At 67.4% G+C, this 19,168-nt stretch carries 16 protein-coding genes; 7 read left to right on the top strand and 9 right to left on the bottom strand.

All coding sequences use genetic code 11. The annotated features are described in order from the left end of the window. Positions 1–51 precede the first annotated feature (51 nt). The 4 genes from ACT9TC_RS12420 to ACT9TC_RS12405 form a co-directional block, all read right to left on the bottom strand. Positions 52–3,417 carry a DEAD/DEAH box helicase gene (locus ACT9TC_RS12420; protein ID WP_458040792.1) on the bottom strand — a complete coding sequence of 1,122 codons (3,366 nt, stop codon included), beginning with the start codon at positions 3,415–3,417 and terminating at the stop codon, positions 52–54. A gap of 417 nt (positions 3,418–3,834) precedes the next feature. Continuing rightward, entirely contained in the window at positions 3,835–5,082 is a 1,248-nt protein-coding gene (locus tag ACT9TC_RS12415) for a type II toxin-antitoxin system HipA family toxin (RefSeq protein ID WP_458040791.1), read from the bottom strand. Next, the gene (locus tag ACT9TC_RS12410; RefSeq protein ID WP_458040790.1) at positions 5,079–5,354 is read right to left on the bottom strand and encodes a helix-turn-helix domain-containing protein; all 276 of its coding nucleotides are present in this window, start codon (positions 5,352–5,354) and stop codon (positions 5,079–5,081) included. Before ACT9TC_RS12410 ends, ACT9TC_RS12415 begins: the two co-directional genes overlap by 4 nt. 131 nt (positions 5,355–5,485) lie before the next feature. Next, on the bottom strand, positions 5,486–6,091 hold the full coding sequence (locus ACT9TC_RS12405; protein WP_458040789.1) for a GNAT family N-acetyltransferase: 606 nt from the start codon (positions 6,089–6,091) through the stop codon (positions 5,486–5,488). A 693-nt stretch (positions 6,092–6,784) separates the two neighbouring features. Here ACT9TC_RS12405 and ACT9TC_RS12400 point away from each other — a divergent pair. From ACT9TC_RS12400 to ACT9TC_RS12385, 4 genes are all read left to right on the top strand, one after another. Further along, positions 6,785–8,326: a polysaccharide biosynthesis tyrosine autokinase gene (locus ACT9TC_RS12400; RefSeq protein WP_458040788.1), complete on the top strand. Its 1,542-nt coding sequence runs from the start codon at positions 6,785–6,787 to the stop codon at positions 8,324–8,326. Further along, positions 8,323–9,180, top strand: coding sequence for a hypothetical protein (locus ACT9TC_RS12395; protein ID WP_458040787.1), 858 nt, complete (start codon positions 8,323–8,325; stop codon positions 9,178–9,180). Before ACT9TC_RS12400 ends, ACT9TC_RS12395 begins: the two co-directional genes overlap by 4 nt. A gap of 138 nt (positions 9,181–9,318) precedes the next feature. After that, the gene (locus ACT9TC_RS12390) at positions 9,319–9,618 is read left to right on the top strand and encodes a hypothetical protein (protein ID WP_458040786.1); all 300 of its coding nucleotides are present in this window, start codon (positions 9,319–9,321) and stop codon (positions 9,616–9,618) included. A gap of 381 nt (positions 9,619–9,999) precedes the next feature. After that, positions 10,000–11,310, top strand: a complete 1,311-nt coding sequence (locus ACT9TC_RS12385; protein ID WP_458040785.1) for a UDP-glucose dehydrogenase family protein — start codon at positions 10,000–10,002, stop codon at positions 11,308–11,310. On the opposite strand, the gene ACT9TC_RS12380 is transcribed toward ACT9TC_RS12385, so the two are convergent. After that, positions 11,289–11,741, bottom strand: a complete 453-nt coding sequence (locus ACT9TC_RS12380; protein WP_458040784.1) for a VanZ family protein — start codon at positions 11,739–11,741, stop codon at positions 11,289–11,291. The two genes, ACT9TC_RS12385 and ACT9TC_RS12380, sit on opposite strands and share 22 nt — an antisense overlap. Before the next feature lie 533 nt (positions 11,742–12,274). On the opposite strand from ACT9TC_RS12380, the gene ACT9TC_RS12375 reads away from it, so the two are divergent. Then, complete coding sequence (locus ACT9TC_RS12375; protein ID WP_458040783.1) at positions 12,275–13,585, top strand: DUF222 domain-containing protein; 1,311 nt, start codon at positions 12,275–12,277, stop codon at positions 13,583–13,585. A gap of 125 nt (positions 13,586–13,710) precedes the next feature. Here ACT9TC_RS12375 and ACT9TC_RS12370 read toward each other — a convergent pair whose 3' ends face one another. The 3 genes from ACT9TC_RS12370 to ACT9TC_RS12360 all read right to left on the bottom strand — a co-directional run bounded on the left by ACT9TC_RS12370 (position 13,711) and on the right by ACT9TC_RS12360 (position 16,489). Continuing rightward, positions 13,711–13,878 carry a hypothetical protein gene (locus ACT9TC_RS12370; protein ID WP_458040782.1) on the bottom strand — a complete coding sequence of 56 codons (168 nt, stop codon included), beginning with the start codon at positions 13,876–13,878 and terminating at the stop codon, positions 13,711–13,713. Positions 13,879–13,991: 113 nt separating this feature from the next. After that, positions 13,992–15,593 (bottom strand): LuxR C-terminal-related transcriptional regulator, encoded by a 1,602-nt coding sequence (locus tag ACT9TC_RS12365; protein ID WP_458040781.1) that lies wholly within the window; start codon positions 15,591–15,593, stop codon positions 13,992–13,994. Positions 15,594–15,715: 122 nt separating this feature from the next. Then, positions 15,716–16,489 (bottom strand): endonuclease/exonuclease/phosphatase family protein, encoded by a 774-nt coding sequence (locus ACT9TC_RS12360; RefSeq protein ID WP_458040780.1) that lies wholly within the window; start codon positions 16,487–16,489, stop codon positions 15,716–15,718. 138 nt (positions 16,490–16,627) lie between these two features. On the opposite strand from ACT9TC_RS12360, the gene ACT9TC_RS12355 reads away from it, so the two are divergent. Together ACT9TC_RS12355 and ACT9TC_RS12350 are read left to right on the top strand one after the other, a co-directional pair. After that, on the top strand, positions 16,628–17,467 hold the full coding sequence (locus tag ACT9TC_RS12355) for an alpha/beta fold hydrolase (protein ID WP_458040779.1): 840 nt from the start codon (positions 16,628–16,630) through the stop codon (positions 17,465–17,467). Beyond that, positions 17,460–18,041, top strand: a complete 582-nt coding sequence (locus ACT9TC_RS12350; protein ID WP_458040778.1) for a TetR/AcrR family transcriptional regulator — start codon at positions 17,460–17,462, stop codon at positions 18,039–18,041. The genes ACT9TC_RS12355 and ACT9TC_RS12350 overlap by 8 nt, the downstream gene beginning before the upstream one ends. 35 nt (positions 18,042–18,076) lie before the next feature. Here the strand turns inward: ACT9TC_RS12350 and truA are convergent, their stop codons facing one another. Further along, positions 18,077–18,979: a tRNA pseudouridine(38-40) synthase TruA gene (gene truA, locus ACT9TC_RS12345; protein WP_458040777.1), complete on the bottom strand. Its 903-nt coding sequence runs from the start codon at positions 18,977–18,979 to the stop codon at positions 18,077–18,079. Positions 18,980–19,168: the final 189 nt, after the last annotated feature.

Here is a 19,168-nt window from a genome sequence, read left to right as displayed (position 1 = left end):
GCATCGTTCGGCCCTACGCATCGTGCGCTTCGGTGCATCGCGCGCCCGCGGCTACTCCACAAGACTCCGGATGTCGTCGGCGCTGAGCCGGGCCGAGCCCGCGCCGCCCTCGCCATCGGCGTCGAGCACGCGCGCGAACAGTTGTGCCTTGTTCTTCTTCAGCGCCATGACTTTCTCTTCGATCGTGCCCCGCGCCACGAGCCGGTAGACGATCACGGGGCGCGTCTGGCCGATGCGGTGCGCACGGTCGATGGCCTGTGCCTCGACGGCGGGGTTCCACCACGGGTCGAGCAGGATCACGTAGTCGGCCTCGACCAGGTTGAGGCCGACGCCGCCGGCCTTGAGCGAGACGAAGAACGCGGGATCGTCGCCGGTACGAAACTTGTCGATGACGGCGGGGCGGTCGGTGGTCGAGCCATCGAGGTACTGCGATCTGATGCCCGCCCGGTCGGCAGCGTCGCGGGCGCGGGTGAGAAAGCGCGTGAACTGGCTGAGGACGAGCGCCCGGTGCCCCTCGGCGGATGCTTCGACCAGTAGGTCGACGAGCGCGTCGATCTTGACCGAGGGGGCATCGCCTTCTTCGACCAGGTCGGGCGCGAGCGCGAGCTGGCGGAGCAGGGTGAGCGAGCGGAAAATCTGAAACCGGTTCGCCGCGACGTCGTCGACAAGACCCAGCACCTTCTGGCGTTCGCGGTGCAGGCGCCGGTCGTAGAGGCGCTGATGCGCGGGGTGCAGGTCGAGCACGAGTTCTTGCTCTTGTTTGGGGGGAAGCTCCGCCGCGACGAGGTCTTTCGTGCGGCGCAGCAAGAACGGTCGCAACCGGCGTTGCAGTGTGCGCAGGCGCTCGGTGTCGTGCTCTCGCTCGATGGGTGTGCGGTAGTAGTCGGTGAAGCTGCGCCGACCGCCGAGCAGGCCGGGGCAGGCGAGGGATGTCAGCGCCCAGAGTTCGAGCAGGTTGTTCTCGAGCGGAGTGCCGGTGATGACGAGAGTGAAGGGCGCGTCGAGCAGGCGCGCGCAGCGGTACCCCTGCGACGACGGATTCTTGATCTGCTGCGCTTCGTCGAGGATGAGTCCCGACCACGCGATGTCTTTGTAGGCGTCGAACTCGAGGCGAAACAGCGCGTAGCTCGTGACGACGACGTGCGCCCCGGCGATCTCGTCAGCCAAAGCCGTACCCCGGCGCTTGCCCATCGCGCTGATGGATCGCACGGTCAGATCGGGCGCGAATCGAGCACATTCGGCGACCCAGTTGCCGACGACGCTCGTGGGCGCAACGATCAAGAACGGCGCGGCTACCTCGCCGTCGACCCGCGCTTTCTCGATCATCGCGATCGTCTGGAGCGTCTTGCCGAGCCCCATGTCGTCGGCGAGCACCCCGCCGAGCCCGTGCGTTCGGAGGAAGTGCAGCCACGAGAATCCGGCACGCTGGTAGTCGCGGAGTTCGGCACGCAGGCTCGCGGGAGGCTCGATCTGTTCGAGCTGGTCGTGGTCCGAGAGACCGCGTACCTTCATCCACCACTCGATCTCTTGGCGCGCGACGACCCCCAGTTCGACGAGTTCTTCCCACAGGTCGGCCTGGTAGCGGCTCACGGCCGGGCGGTCGGCGGGGCGATCGGAGAGCGCGCTCGCCTCGGCGATCAGAGCGCGCAACCGCTGCAGCTCGGGGGTGTCGAGGGGAAAGTAGGTGCCGCTCGGCAGCACGAGGATCGGCTCGTCGTCGTTCAACGCCCGAAAGAGCGTCGCAAAATCGACGTCTTCGCCCTCGATCGTGACGCGCACGGTGAGGTCGAACCAGTCATTGGCACCCGGCTCGGCCGAGACCGCGACATCCGGCGCTGACGACGCCGCACGAAAGGTGGGCGCCGCGGTGTTCTCGACGACGCGGAGCCCATCGAGATCGCGCAACGCGGGGAGCACCTCGGCGACGAACAGCACCGCCGCACTCGCGCGGAGCGTCTGATCGGGCGGTGCAGCGTTGCTGTGCCCGACAGCACCAGAGCCCGCCGCAGCATCCGCTCCCGCAGACACAGCACCCGCAGCATCCGCCCCCGCAGACGCGGTACCGACCTCCCGAAAGAGCGCCGACGCGTGAGCCCCGGCCGCGGCGCGAATGCTCTCGACGATTGCCGCCTCTCGATCAGGGTCGGGGCGGATCACACCGCCCGCCCGATCCCACAGCCACGTCAGGTGCACCTGCTGAGCGCCGTGTTCGATGCTCAACTCGAGCACCGCTTCGGGCGGTATCGGCACGGCGTACGAGTCGTCGGGCGACACGACGGGCGCGAGTGACTGCAGGCGGGGCAGGTAATCGGCCTCGAATCGTTCGCGCCCCGCGCTATCGATCGACACCGGGTTTCGCAGCACGAGCAGATCGCGCACGGGTGCCGCGATGGGAGCAGAGAGCGGATGCATCACCACGCGCTCATCGGGTGTGCCGGCATTGCTCACGTGTGCCAGGGCAACGGCCGGTTCGCCGACGAACAGCACCGTGCCATCGGGGTGCCACGACTCGCCCCCTGAGACGAGCTCGGCTCCGACCGAGAGGCGCTTGCGTCGTTCGGCGAGCGCGACGCGGGCCGAGAGCGGCTCGCCGTCGAGGCGCACAGGGTGCTGCCGCTTGCCGGCCGACACCAGTGCCACGCCGACCTTCTGCAGATCTGCGAGCAGCGACCACACCGTGCGCGAGGGCAGCTGATCGAGCCGCATCCATTCGTTCTCGGCGGCGTAGCCGTACCCCCAGCCGTAGTACGCGTCATCGCCGCCGAGGGTGTCGAGCGCATCGAGTTCGCGCAGCAGGGCGAGCGCTTCGGGGTCGGCCTCGAGGTCGTCGAGTCGACCCCAGCGGGTTTGCCCCTTGATCCAGGCGCCGCGCGCCCCTCGCATACCCGGGCGTACCGCGAGCGCGGGCCCCTTCCGCGAGCGTCCCCTGCGTCGCCGCCCACCAGAACCGTCGTCCACGGCGAAGAACAGGCACAGCTCGACGGTCGCCTGCGAGTCACCGCTGGGCAGCAGCTTGTCGAGTGTGCGCTGCCATTTCGGGGCGGGATCAACGCTTCGGGATGCCGCGGGCCCGAAGGCGCGCGGTCCACCCGCAGCCGCCCCCATCGTCGCCGTGTCAGATTCCGCGCCGTCAGCGTCCGACACCGACAGGAGCGCCGCGCAGACGTGCGCGCACTGCGGGCCTCGCTCGCAGCTGCAGTATGCGCTCATAGATCCCGCGATCAACTCGACGAGAAACGAGACGACGTACACCTGTTCGCCCTGCGGGGTCAGGTCTCGCACGACGGCGTCCGCGGAGGTGCGCGTTGAGCCCTCGTCGAGGTCGATCAGAGTGACTCGTCCCGCACCAACCAGCCGTCGCGCATGATCGACGTGCTGCGGCGCGAGCGCGTCGGCGACGCTCTCCCAGTAGTCCATACATCCATCGTCGCAGCTACCTCCGACACGACCCGACACGGTGAGACGAACCCGCCTCATGATCGACCCGGCCACGCCGGCTGTCGGTGACGTCAACGTCTATCTCGACGACATCCTCGGTGATGATGGCAGCTGGCCAACGCCCACGCCAACGCAGGCATCAGCAGCGCCCATGCCCACACCGTCCATCACGCGGTCGCCATGCGCCCGGCGCGCCTTCGCAGCCGCGACCCGGCGGCGGGTCGCCACGAGCGGTGCGGATCCCACCATGAGGGTCGCGCTGGCTGATCACCTGATGTTGGACCGCGTTGCAGAATCGTTGCAGAACGTAGTGCATTTACCACTGTCCCGACAACTCTGGCCGACGAACAGGGATGTCGGCGACCCGCCCGCTCCGACCCGACGCCGCCGCCTGATTCACCGATCGAGTGGGTCAACGACCGCGCTCTCCAACGCAGCGAGCCCGGCGCCGAACACGTCACTGAATTGCTCGACCTCGGCCCCACGAATGCCCGTTGAGACGGCGCACGAGCGCCAGCCCCGCACGGCATCGACTACTTCGCGCACGATTGCCGCGGCGTCCCCTCGATCAAGGCCGAACATCTCACATGCGCGCATCAGAGCACGCGCTTCATCTGCAGGTCCGGATGCTCCCCCGACCATCGTGACCCTGATCGCAGCGGGCTCGGGGTTCGGGTTGACGTCGAATGCGGGCGAGAGGCGCCATCCGGGCCCTTCCCGCAGCAGCCCGTGATTGCGCAGGTGATCGTCGGTGTTGTGCACGGCAATATTGAAGGCGACGCGTCGGAACAGCTCGCGCAGATCAGCCGTCGCCCGGGAGCTGTGCACCGGCAGTTCGTCAGCGATGTCGAGGTAATCGCGCGCATCGCCGTCGTCGGACTCGAGCAGCGTCATCACGCTGATGTAGCCGACCCTGCCTCCGGCCGCGCGATCGAAGCGCTCGACCAACAGCACCGACCGCCCACCCACGTCGACGAGGGACGATCGTGGCACGGCTATTCCTGCACTCTCGGCAAGGTCCAGCGCCACTTTCTCCCAGGCCATCACGTCCCACTCATCGGCAGGATGCGGAAACTTGGCGATCATCAATCGGTCACCATCGCGGACGGATGCTTTCGGCCGAGCGCCGCCGAGCGACCCTGTTCCCGCGTCGAGGAGTGCTTTCACGGCACCCAGATCATCATCGCCGGCCGCCACCGCGTCTGCTGCGCGAAGCAGTCGGGGCAGGCTGACGAGCTTCGGCACCTCGGTGCCGGCTGCCAGATACGGACCGCCCGCAGAGGCCGACACTCTGAGCGCACCTTGCCTCGTCTCGTCGCTGACGCCCAAGAGGTAGTCACGACCATCGAGTGCCGCGGCCACGCGTCCGTCCGCTGCCGCCTTCGCACGATGGCGTTTTGCGATGAGGTTCCGTCCCCACCGATCGGGGGCAGCATCCTGCAGGCACCGCGGCAGTGCACCTGGGGTCGGTTGAGTACCTCCCAGAAGCGTGAGCGCGGGCTCGAGAGCGTACGCGCGTGGATCGGCCAGATACTCGGGCTCGTACGAGAAGGTTGACGCGACTCGGCCTCGCCGCACGATGGAATGGAGGCGCCCCGCCGTGATCGTATGCGAATCGACCTGCACGGCGACGTGAACCGTCACGAGCGCACCCTGCGTGGAAGCGTCTGATCGGCCCGCGCCCGCCCCAGATCGGTTTCGTAGGGATCGGTGGCCAAGACCAGCGCATCGAGCACCCCCAGCGCCCGCGCGACCTTGAGGATCGACGTGAACGACACGTCCCCGTGCCCCGACTCGATCTTGCCCAGCGTCGAGCGCGCGATTCCCGCGCGCTCGGCCGTTTGCTCGGCTGTGAGCGAAAGAAGACGTCGCCACACGCCGAGCTGCTCACCGATCGTCTCAGCGGCACGCGTCACGGCGGGGGGTGTGCTACGGGGCATGACACTTCCAATGATCGAGTTCTCGACCATTCTAGAATTTAAGCGCCGCGATATCAATCATTAAGCACGTCCACGGCGGTCCCGACGGACGCCGCGGGCCGGCAGCGCTACCCGCGCCCGCTCAGCCGCTGCTCGAGCCCGTACTTCACGGTCGGCCACTCGCCGTTGATGATCGAGAACACGACCGTGTCGCGCACGGTCGTGGCACCATCGCCGCGATCCCAGATCGAGTGATTGCGCAGCACCCCGTCCTGCTTGGCGCCGATCTTCGCAAGAGCCGCCCGCGACTGCTGGTTGTGCCAGTGGGTGCGAAACTCCACGGCGATGCAGTCGAGGTCTTCGAACGCCCGCGACAGCAGCAACAGCTTCGCCGCCGGGTTCACCTTCGTGCCCTGCACGGCTCGCGACACCCATGTCGACCCGATCTCGAGGCGCCGGTTCGCCGGATCCAACCCCATGTAGGTCGTCATGCCGACCACACGCTGCGACCGGGCATCGACGATCGTCCAGGGCGCCATGGTGCCGGCCGCCTGCGCCTCGAGCCTGCGCGAGATCTCGTCCGCCATCCCCTCGGGCGACGGGATGCGCGTGTACCAGGTGCGCCACAGGTCCGCGACGCGCATGGCATCGACAAGCGCGTCGTGGTCGACGAGGCTCAGCTGCCGCAGCTCGACGAACTCGTTTTTCAGGGTCGGGGCATCCGCGAACAGCATGCATCAACGCTAATGCCGACGGATGCCTCGCCCGGCCATCGCGGCACGTCGCCCACCACCAAGTCACGACGGATGTCCCCGCCTCCCCATAGCATCGTCCTCTGGCGTGGCCGGCGCCGGATAAGGGGAAGGGGCGTCGACCATCGGAACGAACAATCGCTATGCGGCGCAACTGGATCGACGCATGGACGAGCGCATCATGCAGTCCGCTACCGCCGGGCAGCCACTCCAGTCGCTCACCGCGAAAGAGCTGCGCCTCGACGTCTATCCACTGACGACCCCCCCAGCCGCTCGAGGTGCTCGCCTGGGTGCGGTTCGGCGCCCGCGCGATGCAGGGTCCGAGCCAAAGCGGTGCGGTGGACGCAGAAGGCCGTCGGCATCGAGTTCGAGGTCGGCGGACAGGAGCACCGCGCCTGGGTATGGGCGAACGCCGTCGACCGCGGCGCTTCAGACCACGCCAGCGCACCCGTCCACCGTGCCGCACCCCGGCCAGCCGCAACCCGTGTCGCAGGATAGGCCACGGGCCAGGCGGAGTGATCCCCTGTCGCGCGCGCAACGCGAGCAACACACGCCCTAACCCAAAAAGCACGTAAAGAACGAAGCACGCCCGCAAGCCCCTCCCCCAACCCACTGAACGAGGTCACTCGCGACAAGCCGCTCGACGGCCGGACCGCGGGATGCCGAAGGGACGCCGTGGAACTCAGCGACTACATCCGCATCCTGCGCAAGAACTGGATCGTGATCGTAGCGATCACCCTCGTCGGCATCGGCGCCGCCGCGGCCTGGTCGCTCACCCGCACCCCCGGATACCAGGCAACGAGCCAGGTGTTCGTGTCGACGCAGTCGGGCGGCACCGTCAGCGAGCTGCAACAGGGCTCGACCTTCTCGCAGGCCCGCGTTCAGACGTACGTCAACCTGGTCAGCACCCCGATCGTGCTCAATCCGGTTATCTCTTATCTCGAAGTCGACGATCTGAGCGCGGACGACCTCGCGACGCAGGTGTCGGCCTCGAGTCCGCTCAACACGACGATCATCGAGATTGCGGTCACCGACGCGGATCCCGTTCGTGCGGCGGACATCGCCAACGCGGTCGGCGCGAGCCTGACCTCCACCGTCGCTGAGCTTGAGACGCTGCCCGGAACGACGGAAAGCCCCATCAAGCTCACGCGAGTGAAGGATGCCCTGGCCCCGTTCACACCGGTCAGCCCCAATGTGCCCCTCAACCTGGCGCTTGGTGCTCTGGTCGGGCTTGCGCTGGGTATCGGCGTCGCGGTGCTGCGCACGGTTCTCGATACCCGCATTCGTTCGACGCGTGACGTCGAACAGGCGACCGACCGTCCGATCATCGGCACCATCCCCTTCGACCCGAAGGCGAAAGAACGTCCGGTCATCTTGCACGCCGATCCGCAGAACGTCCGCAGCGAGGCCTTCCGCGCGCTCCGCACCAACCTGCAGTTTCTCGATATGGACGGCGGCAAGACGTTTGTCGTCACGTCGAGCGTGCCGAGCGAGGGTAAGTCGACCACGTCCGTTAACCACGCGATCGCCCTGGCCGATGCGGGCAAGCGCGTCGTGCTCGTCGACGCCGATCTGCGCAAGCCGAAGGTCGCCGAGTACCTGCAGATCGAGGGTGGTGTCGGCCTGGCCGACGTGCTCATCGGTCGCGCACGCCTGGCCGACGTGATGCTGCCGTGGGGTGGGCGCTCGCTCTATGTCTTGCCCGCGGGCAAGATTCCGCCCAACCCGAGCGAGTTGCTCGGTTCGGCGCAGATTCGGCAACTGCTGAGCGCGCTCGCTCACGATGCTGACATCGTCATTCTCGATACCCCGCCACTCCTCCCCGTGACCGATGGCGTCCCGCTGACCAAGCGCACGAGTGGCGCGATCGTCGTCGTCGCCGCTGGCGCCACCACGCGCCACCAACTCGAGAGCGCCATCGAGGCTCTCGACACCGTCGACGCGCGCGTCGCGGGTGTGGTGCTCACGATGGTGCCGACCAAGGGCCCGGATGCCTACGGGTACGGCTATGGGTACGTTATGGCCTGTACGGCGGTGTGCCCGCGGCGCCTGCCGCCCAGCCGAAACGCAGACGCCGTGCGGCAGGACCGCGTGCGGCTCGCGTGGGCCGGGGCGACCCGATCTCGGATTCGCAGCCCACAGGCCCTGCACACTAGGCGTCTGGGATGGCCCGACGCTCTCGTTCACGACCGACAGCTTGGATCGGCGCTGTCGTGATCGTGGTTCTCGCCGTCGTGGTGGCGGTATTGGCAATCATGGCGATCGATCGATCTCGACCTGGGCCGACGAACGAGAGCCTGGCGCCCATACCGACGTTCAACGCAGCTCCGCCGCAACCGAGTGCGACCCCCGCTCCGACGGACACCCCTCTCCAGCCTGTTCCCCGCGCCGACGAGCGCTTCTTGTCTATCGGTTCTGAGGGAATCCTGTGGCGCGGCGTCGCCGGCTCTTGCGCGGACGGCGCGGCTCCGATGATCGAGCGGTCGGCGAACGGCGGAGGTAGCTGGAATGACGTCACCCCGCTGTATCTCGGCATAGGCCAGATCACGCGACTCGATGCATTCGCCGGCACTCAGGCCCAAACAGTCGCCATTCTCGGCGAGGACCGCACCGCCGATGGCCTGCGCACGTTCACGCAGGGACGCTTCTGGGAGAGCTACGAAGAGGTACTGGCGACCTCCGCCTATATCGCGGCCGACGACCCGGCGCTGGTCATCACTCCCGATGGCGCGATCGCCGCCCCCTGCGCCGACGCCCGTGGGCTGCGGCAAGACGGCGACACGATCGCTCTTGTGTGCGGTGCGGCGGTATTCACCCTTGTTGACAACCAGTTGCAAACGCTCAGCGTCGAGGACGCCGCCGCTGTAGCCGTGGACGGTTCGACGATCGTCGTTGCCGGAGCTTCTGCCGACTGCGCAGGCCTCGCGCTAACCACGGTGACGGATGGCGCGCCCACCCCCGTAGCGTGCGTCGAGGGAGCCGACCCCGCCGCGCCGACCGCGATCACGCTGTTGGACGGCGTGGTCGTCATCTGGGCTGGTGAGACATACACCACGCTGCCTGTGAGATAGCACAGTGAACGAGCCGAAGCCTGCCTCAAGCCACCGCGGGGGCCGCGCACGTCGCGCCGTTCGAGCCGGGACGGCTCTGTTCCTGTTCCGCCGTCCGGATCCACATCCACCGACATTTTCCCGTCAGCGCAGACCATCGTGCCCGGCGGCATTGTGACGATCGCGTTCCAGCCCAGCGCCTTCGTGCCGGGCGAGAGTGTTGTACTTTCGCTGATCGGTGAGAACGCCTCAGCGGCAACGCTCGCATTGGTCGTCAAGACCGCGGTGCAGACAGCCACACTCGGCAGGACGTCGGCCTCCACCAACGGGGCCGCCCCCGCTTTCGATGTGCGCCTGCCTGCGAACGCGTCCGGCAACTACATCTTCACCGCCTTCGCGCCTAGCGTTCCGGGCGGCATCTCAACCACCATCGCGGTCGCCGCGGCAGGCGGCGGTTAGGGTATCGCCGAGACCGGTACCGACAGCGCACTCACGATCGGCCTGTGGGTCGGCGGCGGTGCGCTGCTGCTCGCCGGTGGCGCCCTCGTGGTTGCCACCACGGTACGACGTCAGCGCCAGAACGCCAGCTGATTCTTTTGCTATAAGGGCCCGATGTGCATCTGCGCATCGGGCCCTTTTGCTCAGTAATCTCACCGCAAGTGGCGGGCCCGCAGTCGAAATGCGCGCACAGATAGACCCCGGGCGGTCGGATCGGGATGATGGTCTCCGGTACAGTCTCGGATGACGGCGCGAGAGGCCGATCCGCCGTGATCTGCCGTTGTGACGCGGCGACGGTCGCCTGAACGGTTATGACTTCACCTGGACGTCAAAGGAGAATATATGCGTCTGTCGGTCATCGGCTGCGGATACCTCGGAGCCGTACACGCGGCGGCCATGGCATCCATCGGTCACGAAGTCATCGGGATCGACGTCGACGCTGCCAAGGTCGAATCGCTCTCGCGTGGTGAGGCACCCTTCTTCGAGCCCGGGCTAACCGACATCCTCTCCGCCGGGATTGAGTCGGGCAATCTGCGGTTCACGACCGATATCTCCGAGGCGCGTGGAGCTGTCGTTCACTTTGTGGGCGTGGGAACGCCGCAGCGCAAGGACGGCTACGCCGCAGACCTGACCTACGTCGACGCGGCGTTCGAGGCGCTGGTTCCTTTCTTGTCACCCGGCGACGTCGTCGCGGGCAAGTCGACCGTGCCTGTCGGAACGGCGGCTCGTCTTGCTCCCGTCGTCTCAGCGACGGGAGCCACGCTGGTGTGGAACCCCGAGTTCTTGCGCGAAGGTTGGGCCGTGCAAGACACGGTCGACCCAGACCGTCTCGTTGTCGGGGTGCCGGCCGACGAGTCGGGGGCGCGCGCGGCCGATGTGCTGCGAGAGGTCTACCACCCGGCGGTAGCCAAGGGCACGCCGTTCCTGGTCACCGACTACGCCACCGCGGAGCTCGTGAAGGTCGCGGCGAACGCGTTCTTGGCGACAAAGATCTCCTTCATCAACGCTATGGCGGAGATCGCCGAGGTCACGGGCGCGGACGTTACGCAGCTCGCCGATGCGATCGGGCACGACGTGCGCATCGGTCGCCGGTTCTTGGGCGCCGGAATCGGGTTCGGCGGAGGATGCCTGCCCAAAGACATCCGTGCCTTCTCGGCACGCGCCGAAGAGCTCGGACGCGGTGAGTCCGTTGCCTTCTTGCGTGAAATCGACGCCATCAACATGCGGCGCCGCGATCGGGCCGTCGACCTGGTCGTTACGGCGCTTGGGGGTTCCGTATTCAAGAAGAACGTCACCGTGCTGGGCGCGGCCTTCAAGCCACACAGCGACGACGTGCGCGACTCCCCCGCCCTCGACGTCGCGATTCGACTGCGCGGACTTGGCGCGTGGGTGACCATCACCGACCCCGAAGCAATCCCCAACGCCGAGCGGCTGCATCCGCAACTCAACTATGTCGCCGACCGCGATGAAGCCTTGCGCGGCGCCGACGTCGTCGTCGTCGTGACCGAGTGGGACGAGTACAGGCGCGAGCTGTCGCCGTCGCACGCCGGCACACTGGTCACCGACAAGGTGATCATCGACGGACGCAACTGCCTCGACGCCGCAGCCTGGCGGGCCGAGGGGTGGACCTATTACGGGATGGGCCGGCCCTGACGCTTTTCAGCTAGCTTCGCAGCGAGGTACACGATAAGGACCCCGAGCGCGGCGCCCGATGTGTTGGCCACAACATCCTGCACTGTCGACGTTCGATCAGCTGCGAGCATCTGAAGGAGTTCGGCTGTGATTGATGTTGCGACTGCTGCGGCGATGACGAGCCACCAACGCCCTTTCGGGAACAGGATGCTGAGAAGCGCGCCGAACGGAATGAATAGCGCAATGTTCGCCGCGAACTCAATTCGCGGGTAGGTGAGCCATGAAATAGCGCGCGTGACGGTCCGGATGAGGTCGCTGGCTGGCTCGTCGACGTGCGTCGGCCAGAGTGCGATCGCAGCGAGAGTGACGCCGTAGACGAACAACGCGGCCCAGGCAGCGCGCGTGAGCCAGGCGGGCCTGTGGGCGCGTTGCGGGGCGGGCTGAGGTGACATCGGGGGCGGCGGCTCTGGGGGCTGGCTTCTTGGGCGGGAACGGAGGGGGCAGGGGCGCTGTTCGGCTAACCGGGCACCGGTGACAGTGCGGGGGCGGGGGGGCTGTACCCCGCGCGGGTTGTATGGGCCTCCGGGTGCGCATCGAGTTGGATCGGATTGGGTCGGATCGGTTCGGGAGCGCCGGTGCAGCCCAGATGTTCGTTGGAGACTACCGGATCGGGCCTGGGCAGTGCCCATGGGGCGATGCTGACGGATGGGGCGTCGGGTTCGGCGCTAGTCCTGGGGCTGTGCTGGCCGTGGTGCGCCCCGGAGGCTGCCGCGGGATCGCGAGCGATCCCTTGCCGTCGAGGGGGGCGGGTTGCGTTCGAGCGTGGCGGCACGTTTTCGTTGATCCGCGAGCGGGCGGGGGCGGTGGGGCGGCGGTCTAGGCGAGACATCCATGGTTCCAACATTCGTTTTTTTGTTCGATATAGTTATCCACAGACCCGTGAAGTCGTGGCTTCGATGTCGGCGCTCCCTGGTACTTTTAGTACATGTGTTCGAATCTGCGTGAAGCGAAGGTAGACGGCATCGACGTCGTTGCTGCCGACGTGGCGGATGAGTACTGGACGGCGCTCGCCGAGCTGGCTTCCGCGGAGGCGAAGGTGCTTCGCGTCTTGGCCCGAGCGGGAGACGTCGCATTCGAGCGGATGGAGGCTCTGCCGCGGACGAGTGCGCGCGAAGCAGAACTACCGCTACGGGCGATCGCAGCCGAGCTCGCCACGCGTGCGAACCAGTCCGATCGGACTGTGCAACGCAGAATCGACGAGGCACACACCATCTCGACCAAGTTCGCGGCGACGCTCGAGGCCCTGGCCGAAGGCCGTGTTGCCGTGGCACACGTCCGTGTGATCGTCGATCACGGGTCGAAGATCGAAGATTCTTCCGTGCGCGAGACCTTCGAGGCCGAGGCGATCGCACGGGCTGAGTCGACCACCGCTGGTCGACTGAATGCGTCCTTGGCCCGTCTGGTTGAAGAGGTACAGCCCCGCACGTTTGGCGATCGGCACAAAGTTGCCCGCGAGGGACGCGGTGTGTGGGTGCGCGATGACGCCGACGGGATGGCCGAACTGGTTCTGCGGGGACCCGCGGTTCCGGTACACGGCATGCACGACATGCTCACGCAGATGGCCCGCAAGGTCACCAACGAGGCTTCCGCTGCGGCTGCAGACGGCGCCGAGCCCGACCCGCGAACGATCAGCCAGGTTCGAGCTGACCTGTTGGCCGAGATCGTGCTGACCCATCACATCGACCCGGCTACGGGCGAGGGTCTCTCTGACGGGTACGGCGGGCTCGCGTCGATCCGTGCGGTCGTCAACGTGACGGTCCCCGCGCTGGCGTTGGCTGGCGTCACCGCTGACCCCGCCGAACTCGTCGGCCGCGCTCCTGTTGACATCGATACGGCCCGAATCTTGGCTCTCTCGGCACCCGGATGGGAGCGCGTACTCGCCGACCCGATTACCGGAGGGGTGTTGGCGGTCGATCGGTACACGAGATCCGCCGATCTGACCCGATATTTGCGGGTTCGAGATCCTCATTGCCGATTCCCCGGGTGTCGAATGCCCGCGCATCGGTGCGATGTCGATCATGGGCGGGACTATGCCCTCGGCGGCGAAACGTCGCACTGCAATCTCGCGTGTTTCTGTCGACGGCATCACGTGTTGAAGGGCGAGACTCCGTGGATGGTCAGGCACCTGCCCGGCGGGGTGCTCGAGTGGACCTCACCCGGCGGCAAGGTCTACATCGACATTCCACCACCGGTCTTGGTGGGATTCGTGCCTGATCTGGAGCCGCCACCGTTCTGAGTGGCGTGTCCCCTTCCGTGTCCGGAGTCCCAGCGACATGACAGGCGGTTCGGACCTGTCCCCCCGGATACGGTCCGAACCGCCTGTCACGCCGCCGGAATCACCCGACTGACGCGTGGCCTTCGCTACTGCGGCTTCTCGTTCCACGTGGAGCCTGGTGCCGTAAACGACTCGCTGGAGCTGATGCTCACACCGAAGTCGAACGGGTCACCCACCCGCACGGCGAAAGAGAGAAGCATGCGCGGCACGACGACTCCCTGAACAGACGAGAAGCCCTGCGGTGCGCAAGGCATCGGCTCGCAACATTAGAGGGCGCTCATACTCGCACCCTGGGGTTCCGGCAGATATCACCCCTCAGCGACTCGAGATCACCCTCGAGGCGAGGGTGAGGGCGCAGTTGGGCTATTCAGACCTGGCGGGCGAGGGCGGCGGCCTCGGCGCGACTGTGGACGCCAAGCTTGCGATAGAGACTGCGGGTGAGGGTCTTGACCGTGTTGAGGCTGATGAAGAGATTCTCCGCGATGTCGGCGAACGGCAGACCATCGGCGATGAGAACCAGAAGCTCGCGCTCGCGGCGGGTGAGAGCGTCGAGGTTTGCGTGGCGTTCTGTGTCGGAACGTGGGGTGCTCGTGCCGGCGGTGCTGCTGCTGTCGCGCTGCGGCTCGGTCAGAGACGCGGGGACGGGGAGGCCCGACAGATCTGCGAGCACCCTGAGGTCTGAGCTCTTGATGGTTCGGTAGGTGCGGAACAGGCGCTCATGGGCGATGAGCGCATGGGCTCGACAGAAGGCGGGGCCAGCGGCATCCGCTCCCCCGATCGCGAGCTCGCAGGCGGCGAGGATGAGTTGAGCTGCGGCTTCGTCGCGCACGGGCGGGGATGCGGCGAGCGCGGTGCGAGCATGCGCTCTCGCTGCAGCATGCGACCCCGCGCGGTAGAGGTCCTGGGCCGGACGAACCATATCGGCCGCTCGGGGTTCTTCCGGGTTCGGGGTCGTCGGGGTCAACGGCTCATCAAGTTGTCCCTCGAGGGCCGACGCGACGCGCACGAGATAGCGCCGATTGGCGCCCTGATCGAACACAGCGCGCACGCGACGCTCGGTCTCGCCCGCCATCTCGTGCCGGACGATCAGGGGTGCGAGGGGCCCCCGAGCGATCATCGCGCGCACCCAAAGCTGTGCGGCCCAGTACTCCCCGATCGTGCCCTCATCGATGCGGGCAAGCGCGTCGACCGCGGCGGCGTCGTTGAGTTCATCGGCTGCGATGAGCGCCTCGGTCAGATGCAGGACGGCGTCGTAACGGGGGCTGTCGCGCTCTGTCGCGTGCGCGTGAGCGAGCCACGTCCGTGCGTCCGACAATCGGCCGCGCTCGGCGAGCAGCCAGGCCAGCGAACCGGCGGCGCGACGGGCGATCTCGGGCTGTGCGGTGATCGAGCCGAGGTGATGGCTCTGTTCGTATTCGGCGATCGCGCCATCCGCGTCGGCGACTTCACGGCACCGCCCCCACTGGAACATGAGGTGCGGCAACGCCTCGCGCGCGCGACCCGGGGCGGACTCATCGGTGCGCTCCAGCATCCGTCGCGCCTCGACGGATCGCAGGCGCGCCGTGTCGAGCGCACCCTCCGTGCGCGCCCCGGCCGCGCGCCCCGTCAACGCGATCAGAGAATCCAGCAACTCTCGCGGCTCGCGGGTGCCGCCGAACATGTCGCGGGCGCCGTCGTGGAAGCGACCCACGTCCTGACCAGCCGCGACCTGCTGCAAATAGTCGGCGGCGATCAACATGCTCGGACGCTCGACAAACAGCTCACCGGGTAAGCCCTTGAGCGCCTCGAGCATCGCCTGCGGATCTCGGGTGGCGTAGAGATCCCAATGCCATTGGAAGACATCGGCGGCGGCCATCCAGCCTCCATCGCGCGCGGCATCCTCGACCGCGGAACGCACGTGCTCGGGCGCGACGAACACCCGCTCGTGCGCTGACTCGGGCGCACGCTCGACCTGCTGTTCGTCACTCACGGCAATCCCCATCATCAGACGGTTCCGATGCGTTCGACCACGATAGAGGGCGCCCGACGTGGTCACCCTCTCCCATGAGACCCCGAGGACGGCGTTTTATGACGCGAGTGGAGCCAGGAGAATCAGGCGCTTGCCGCGGGCGCGAAGGGCTCGTCGGGTGCCGGAGCGCCCGGTGCGGCGTTTCGGTCCGCGCTCTGTGGCGCCTGGGCGGGCGTGTCCGCCGTCGCAGCTACCGCCTTGGCCGTCACGAGGATCGGCTTGTGGTCAGAGAGGCCTTGAGGCAGGGTCGTGACGTTGTCGATCTCGAAACCGACCGACGTGGCGAAATCGTAGTGACCGCGGAAGAAGCGGTAGCGCGTATAGGTGCGGGCGTCACTGAGGTTCAACTCGTAGCCCTGATCGCGGATCCGCTGGCCGAGATTCTCTTTGAACACCGGGTAGTTGTAATCGCCGACCATGAGGGTGGGCAGACCCGGACCGAGTGCACTGAGCTCGTCGAGAGCCGTGCGGATCTGGTGTCGACGCAGCGAGTTGAGGGCGGTGAGGGGCGCCGCGTGAAAAGACGCGACGATCATCTCGTGGCCCGCGTCGATATCGTGCAGGCGAACGCCCAGCAGGCGCTCCTCCGCGGGCTTCAGCACGCGGTCGTGGAGGGACTTCTTCAGGCTCATCGCGCGCACCTCGGCGGCGCGGAAAGTGTTCTTGCGGAAGTACACCGCGAGCCCGAGACGGTTGCCGCTGGTGGCATCGGCCAGCATGAGGCCGTGGATGGTCTCGGGAATGTCGGTGGAATCGCACTCCTGCAGACACAGCACGTCGGGGTCGTAGCGCTCGGCGAGCGCCGCGAGCTCGGTGGCCGCGCGGTGCTTGCGTAAGTTGTAAGAGATGACCTTCATACCGCCACCAGAATAAGCGCGAGACGTTACCGGCGGGTGACGCGTTGCCCCCCACTTTGCGGTTCTTCGAGAACTCTCAGGGGGCAGTTCGCCGCTTGGCTATTGACATTAGCTTTAGCGCGATGCATCATAGCTGTTATGACCTCCTCACCCGTTTCCTCGTCCGGCGCCACCACTCGCTACCTGTCGCGCCCGGAGGGGCGCGTCGCCTACGACGTGCAGGGCTCCGGCCCGCTGGTCGTCCTCGTACCCGGCATGGGCGATCTGCGCTCGTCCTACCGGCACCTCACTCCCCCGCTCGTGGCGGCCGGCTACACGGTCGCGACCACCGATCTGCGCGGCCACGGCGACAGCGACACGTCGTTCACGTCGTACGGCGACGTCGCGACCGCGGGAGATGTCTCGGCGCTGATCGCCGAGCTCGGCGGCAGCGCCGTCATCGTCGGCAACTCGCTCGCCGCAGGTTCGGCGGTCATCGTGGCCGCGAAGCACCCCGAGCAGGTCACGGGACTCGTGCTCGTCGGAGCTTTCGTGCGCAATCCCCCAGCGAACTTTGTGGCGCGGGCGATGTTCCGCGCGATGATGGCACCGCTTTGGATCGCCCCCGTCTGGAAGGGATACATGCCCACGCTCTACGGCGGCCAAAAGCCCGCGGACTTCGAGGAGTACCGTTCGACGGTCATCGCGAGCCTGAAACGCCCGGCGTACGGCAAGGCCTTCTCCCTCACCACCCGGCAGACCGACCACGATCCCGCCGAGGCGGCACTGGTTGGCGTCACGGCGCCCGTGCTCGTGATCATGGGCGACCGCGACGCCGACTTCAAGGACCCCGCCGCCGAGGCACGGTGGATCGGCGAGTCCCTGAACGCCGAGGTCGTGATGGTCGCCGACGCGGGCCACTACCCGCAGTCCCAACAGCCAGACATCACCTCGGGCGCGGTGCTCGGCTTTCTCGAGCGGGTGGCGCCGCGTGCCTAGGGCTGGGCTCACCCGCGACCGGGTCGTCGAAGAGGCCGCGTCCCTTGCCGACGAGGTAGGTCTCAGCCGCCTGACGCTCGCCGCCCTGGCCGACCGGCTCGGCGTGCGGCAGCCATCGCTCTACAAGCACATGGATTCGATGGCCGGGCTGCTGCGGAGCATCTCGCTCCAGTCCAAGAAAGAGCTGGGCGATGTCCTGGCTCGGGCCGCCGTCGGGCGCTCCGGCGCCGACGCGATCCACGCCATGTCGCACGCGTATCGCGACTGGGCACTGAAGCATCCGGCGCGATACGAAGCATCCAACATGATGCCTACGGCGGACGACGCCGAAAGTGCAGCCGCGTCGCTCGCGAGCATCCAGATCATCGCCGACGTGCTCGCCGCCTACGAACTCGAGGGCGACGACGCGGTGGACGCGATCCGGGCCTTCCGGTCGACACTGCACGGCTTCGTCTCGCTCGAAGCGCAGGGTGGTTTCGCGCTGCCGACGTCGATCGATCGCAGCTTTGATCGCCTGGTGCACGGGTTCGCCGTGGCGCTCTCGCGCTGGACGGAGACATCAGACTCGCTGTAGCGAGGGGACATCCGACTCGCTGTAGCTTCCGTGAGTCAGTCGTCGTCGCGGCGAGCGCGAGTCGCCTCGGCGCGCGACGCGAGCTGATCGTCAGCGGGATAGCCGACTTCCATCAGGGTGAGCCCGCGGGCCGCGAGCACCGGGAAGGCGCTGGTGCGCTCCTGCGCGTCTCGCAGGGTCGCGACGTCCTCGATGCTCAGCCTGCCGCGGCCGACCGCGACACACGCGCCGACCAGGGCGCGCACCATGCTGTGGCAGAACGCATCCGCTCTCACATTCGCGATCAGCACGCCGTTCTCGTCGCGCCGCCAGTCGAACTCGAGGAGCGTGCGGATGGTCGTCGCGCCCTCGCGGGGACGGCAGTAGGCGGCGAAGTCGTGCAGTCCGATGAGCGAGCGGGCAGCGGCATCCATCGCCTCTACATCGAGGAAGGCATTCACGGTCGTCGTGCGGGCGCGCTCGAGCGGGTCGTAGCCCGTCGTCGAATCGGCAACGCGGTACGCGTAGCGACGCCACACGGCCGAGAATCGGGCATCGAACCCCTCGGGCGCCTCGCGGATGTTCCGCACCGTGACGTCCGGGTATTTGCCGAGCACGCCCCGCACGCGCTGCGCCAGCAGATCGAGCGGTGGGCCGTACGACGGACGCGAGCGGCCGAGGGCATCGAGGAGCTGTGTGTCGAGATCGAGGTGTGCGACCTGACCGGCGGCGTGCACACCGGCATCCGTCCGTCCCGCGACGACGAGGCGAGGGAGGGGGCCGGTCGGGCCGGGGGTGTGTCCGGGCGTGTGTCCGGGCGTGTGTCCGGGTGTGTGTCCCGAGCCGAGCACCAGGGCCAGGGCATCCTCGAGCGTCCCCTGCACCGTGCGGAGGTTCGTCTGCCGGGCCCAGCCGTGAAAATGCGTTCCGTCGTAGGCGATGTCGAGGCGGGTCCGCACCCGATCAGCCTATTGCCGGGCCGCGCGATGAGAGAGCGATGGGAGAGCGGCGGATCGACCGGGCGATCCTTCTCGCAGTGTCGGTGCCCCGGACGTAAACTTGGCAGGCGTCGGCGCCCCCATCTCTACCACCCCGTCTTCACGACCGGGGAGCGCACGTCACACTCCCCGGACCCCGTGTGATGCGCC

The organism is Microbacterium sp. HM-570, from assembly GCF_054165885.1.
This window is presented reverse-complemented; position numbering and strand designations above follow the sequence as displayed.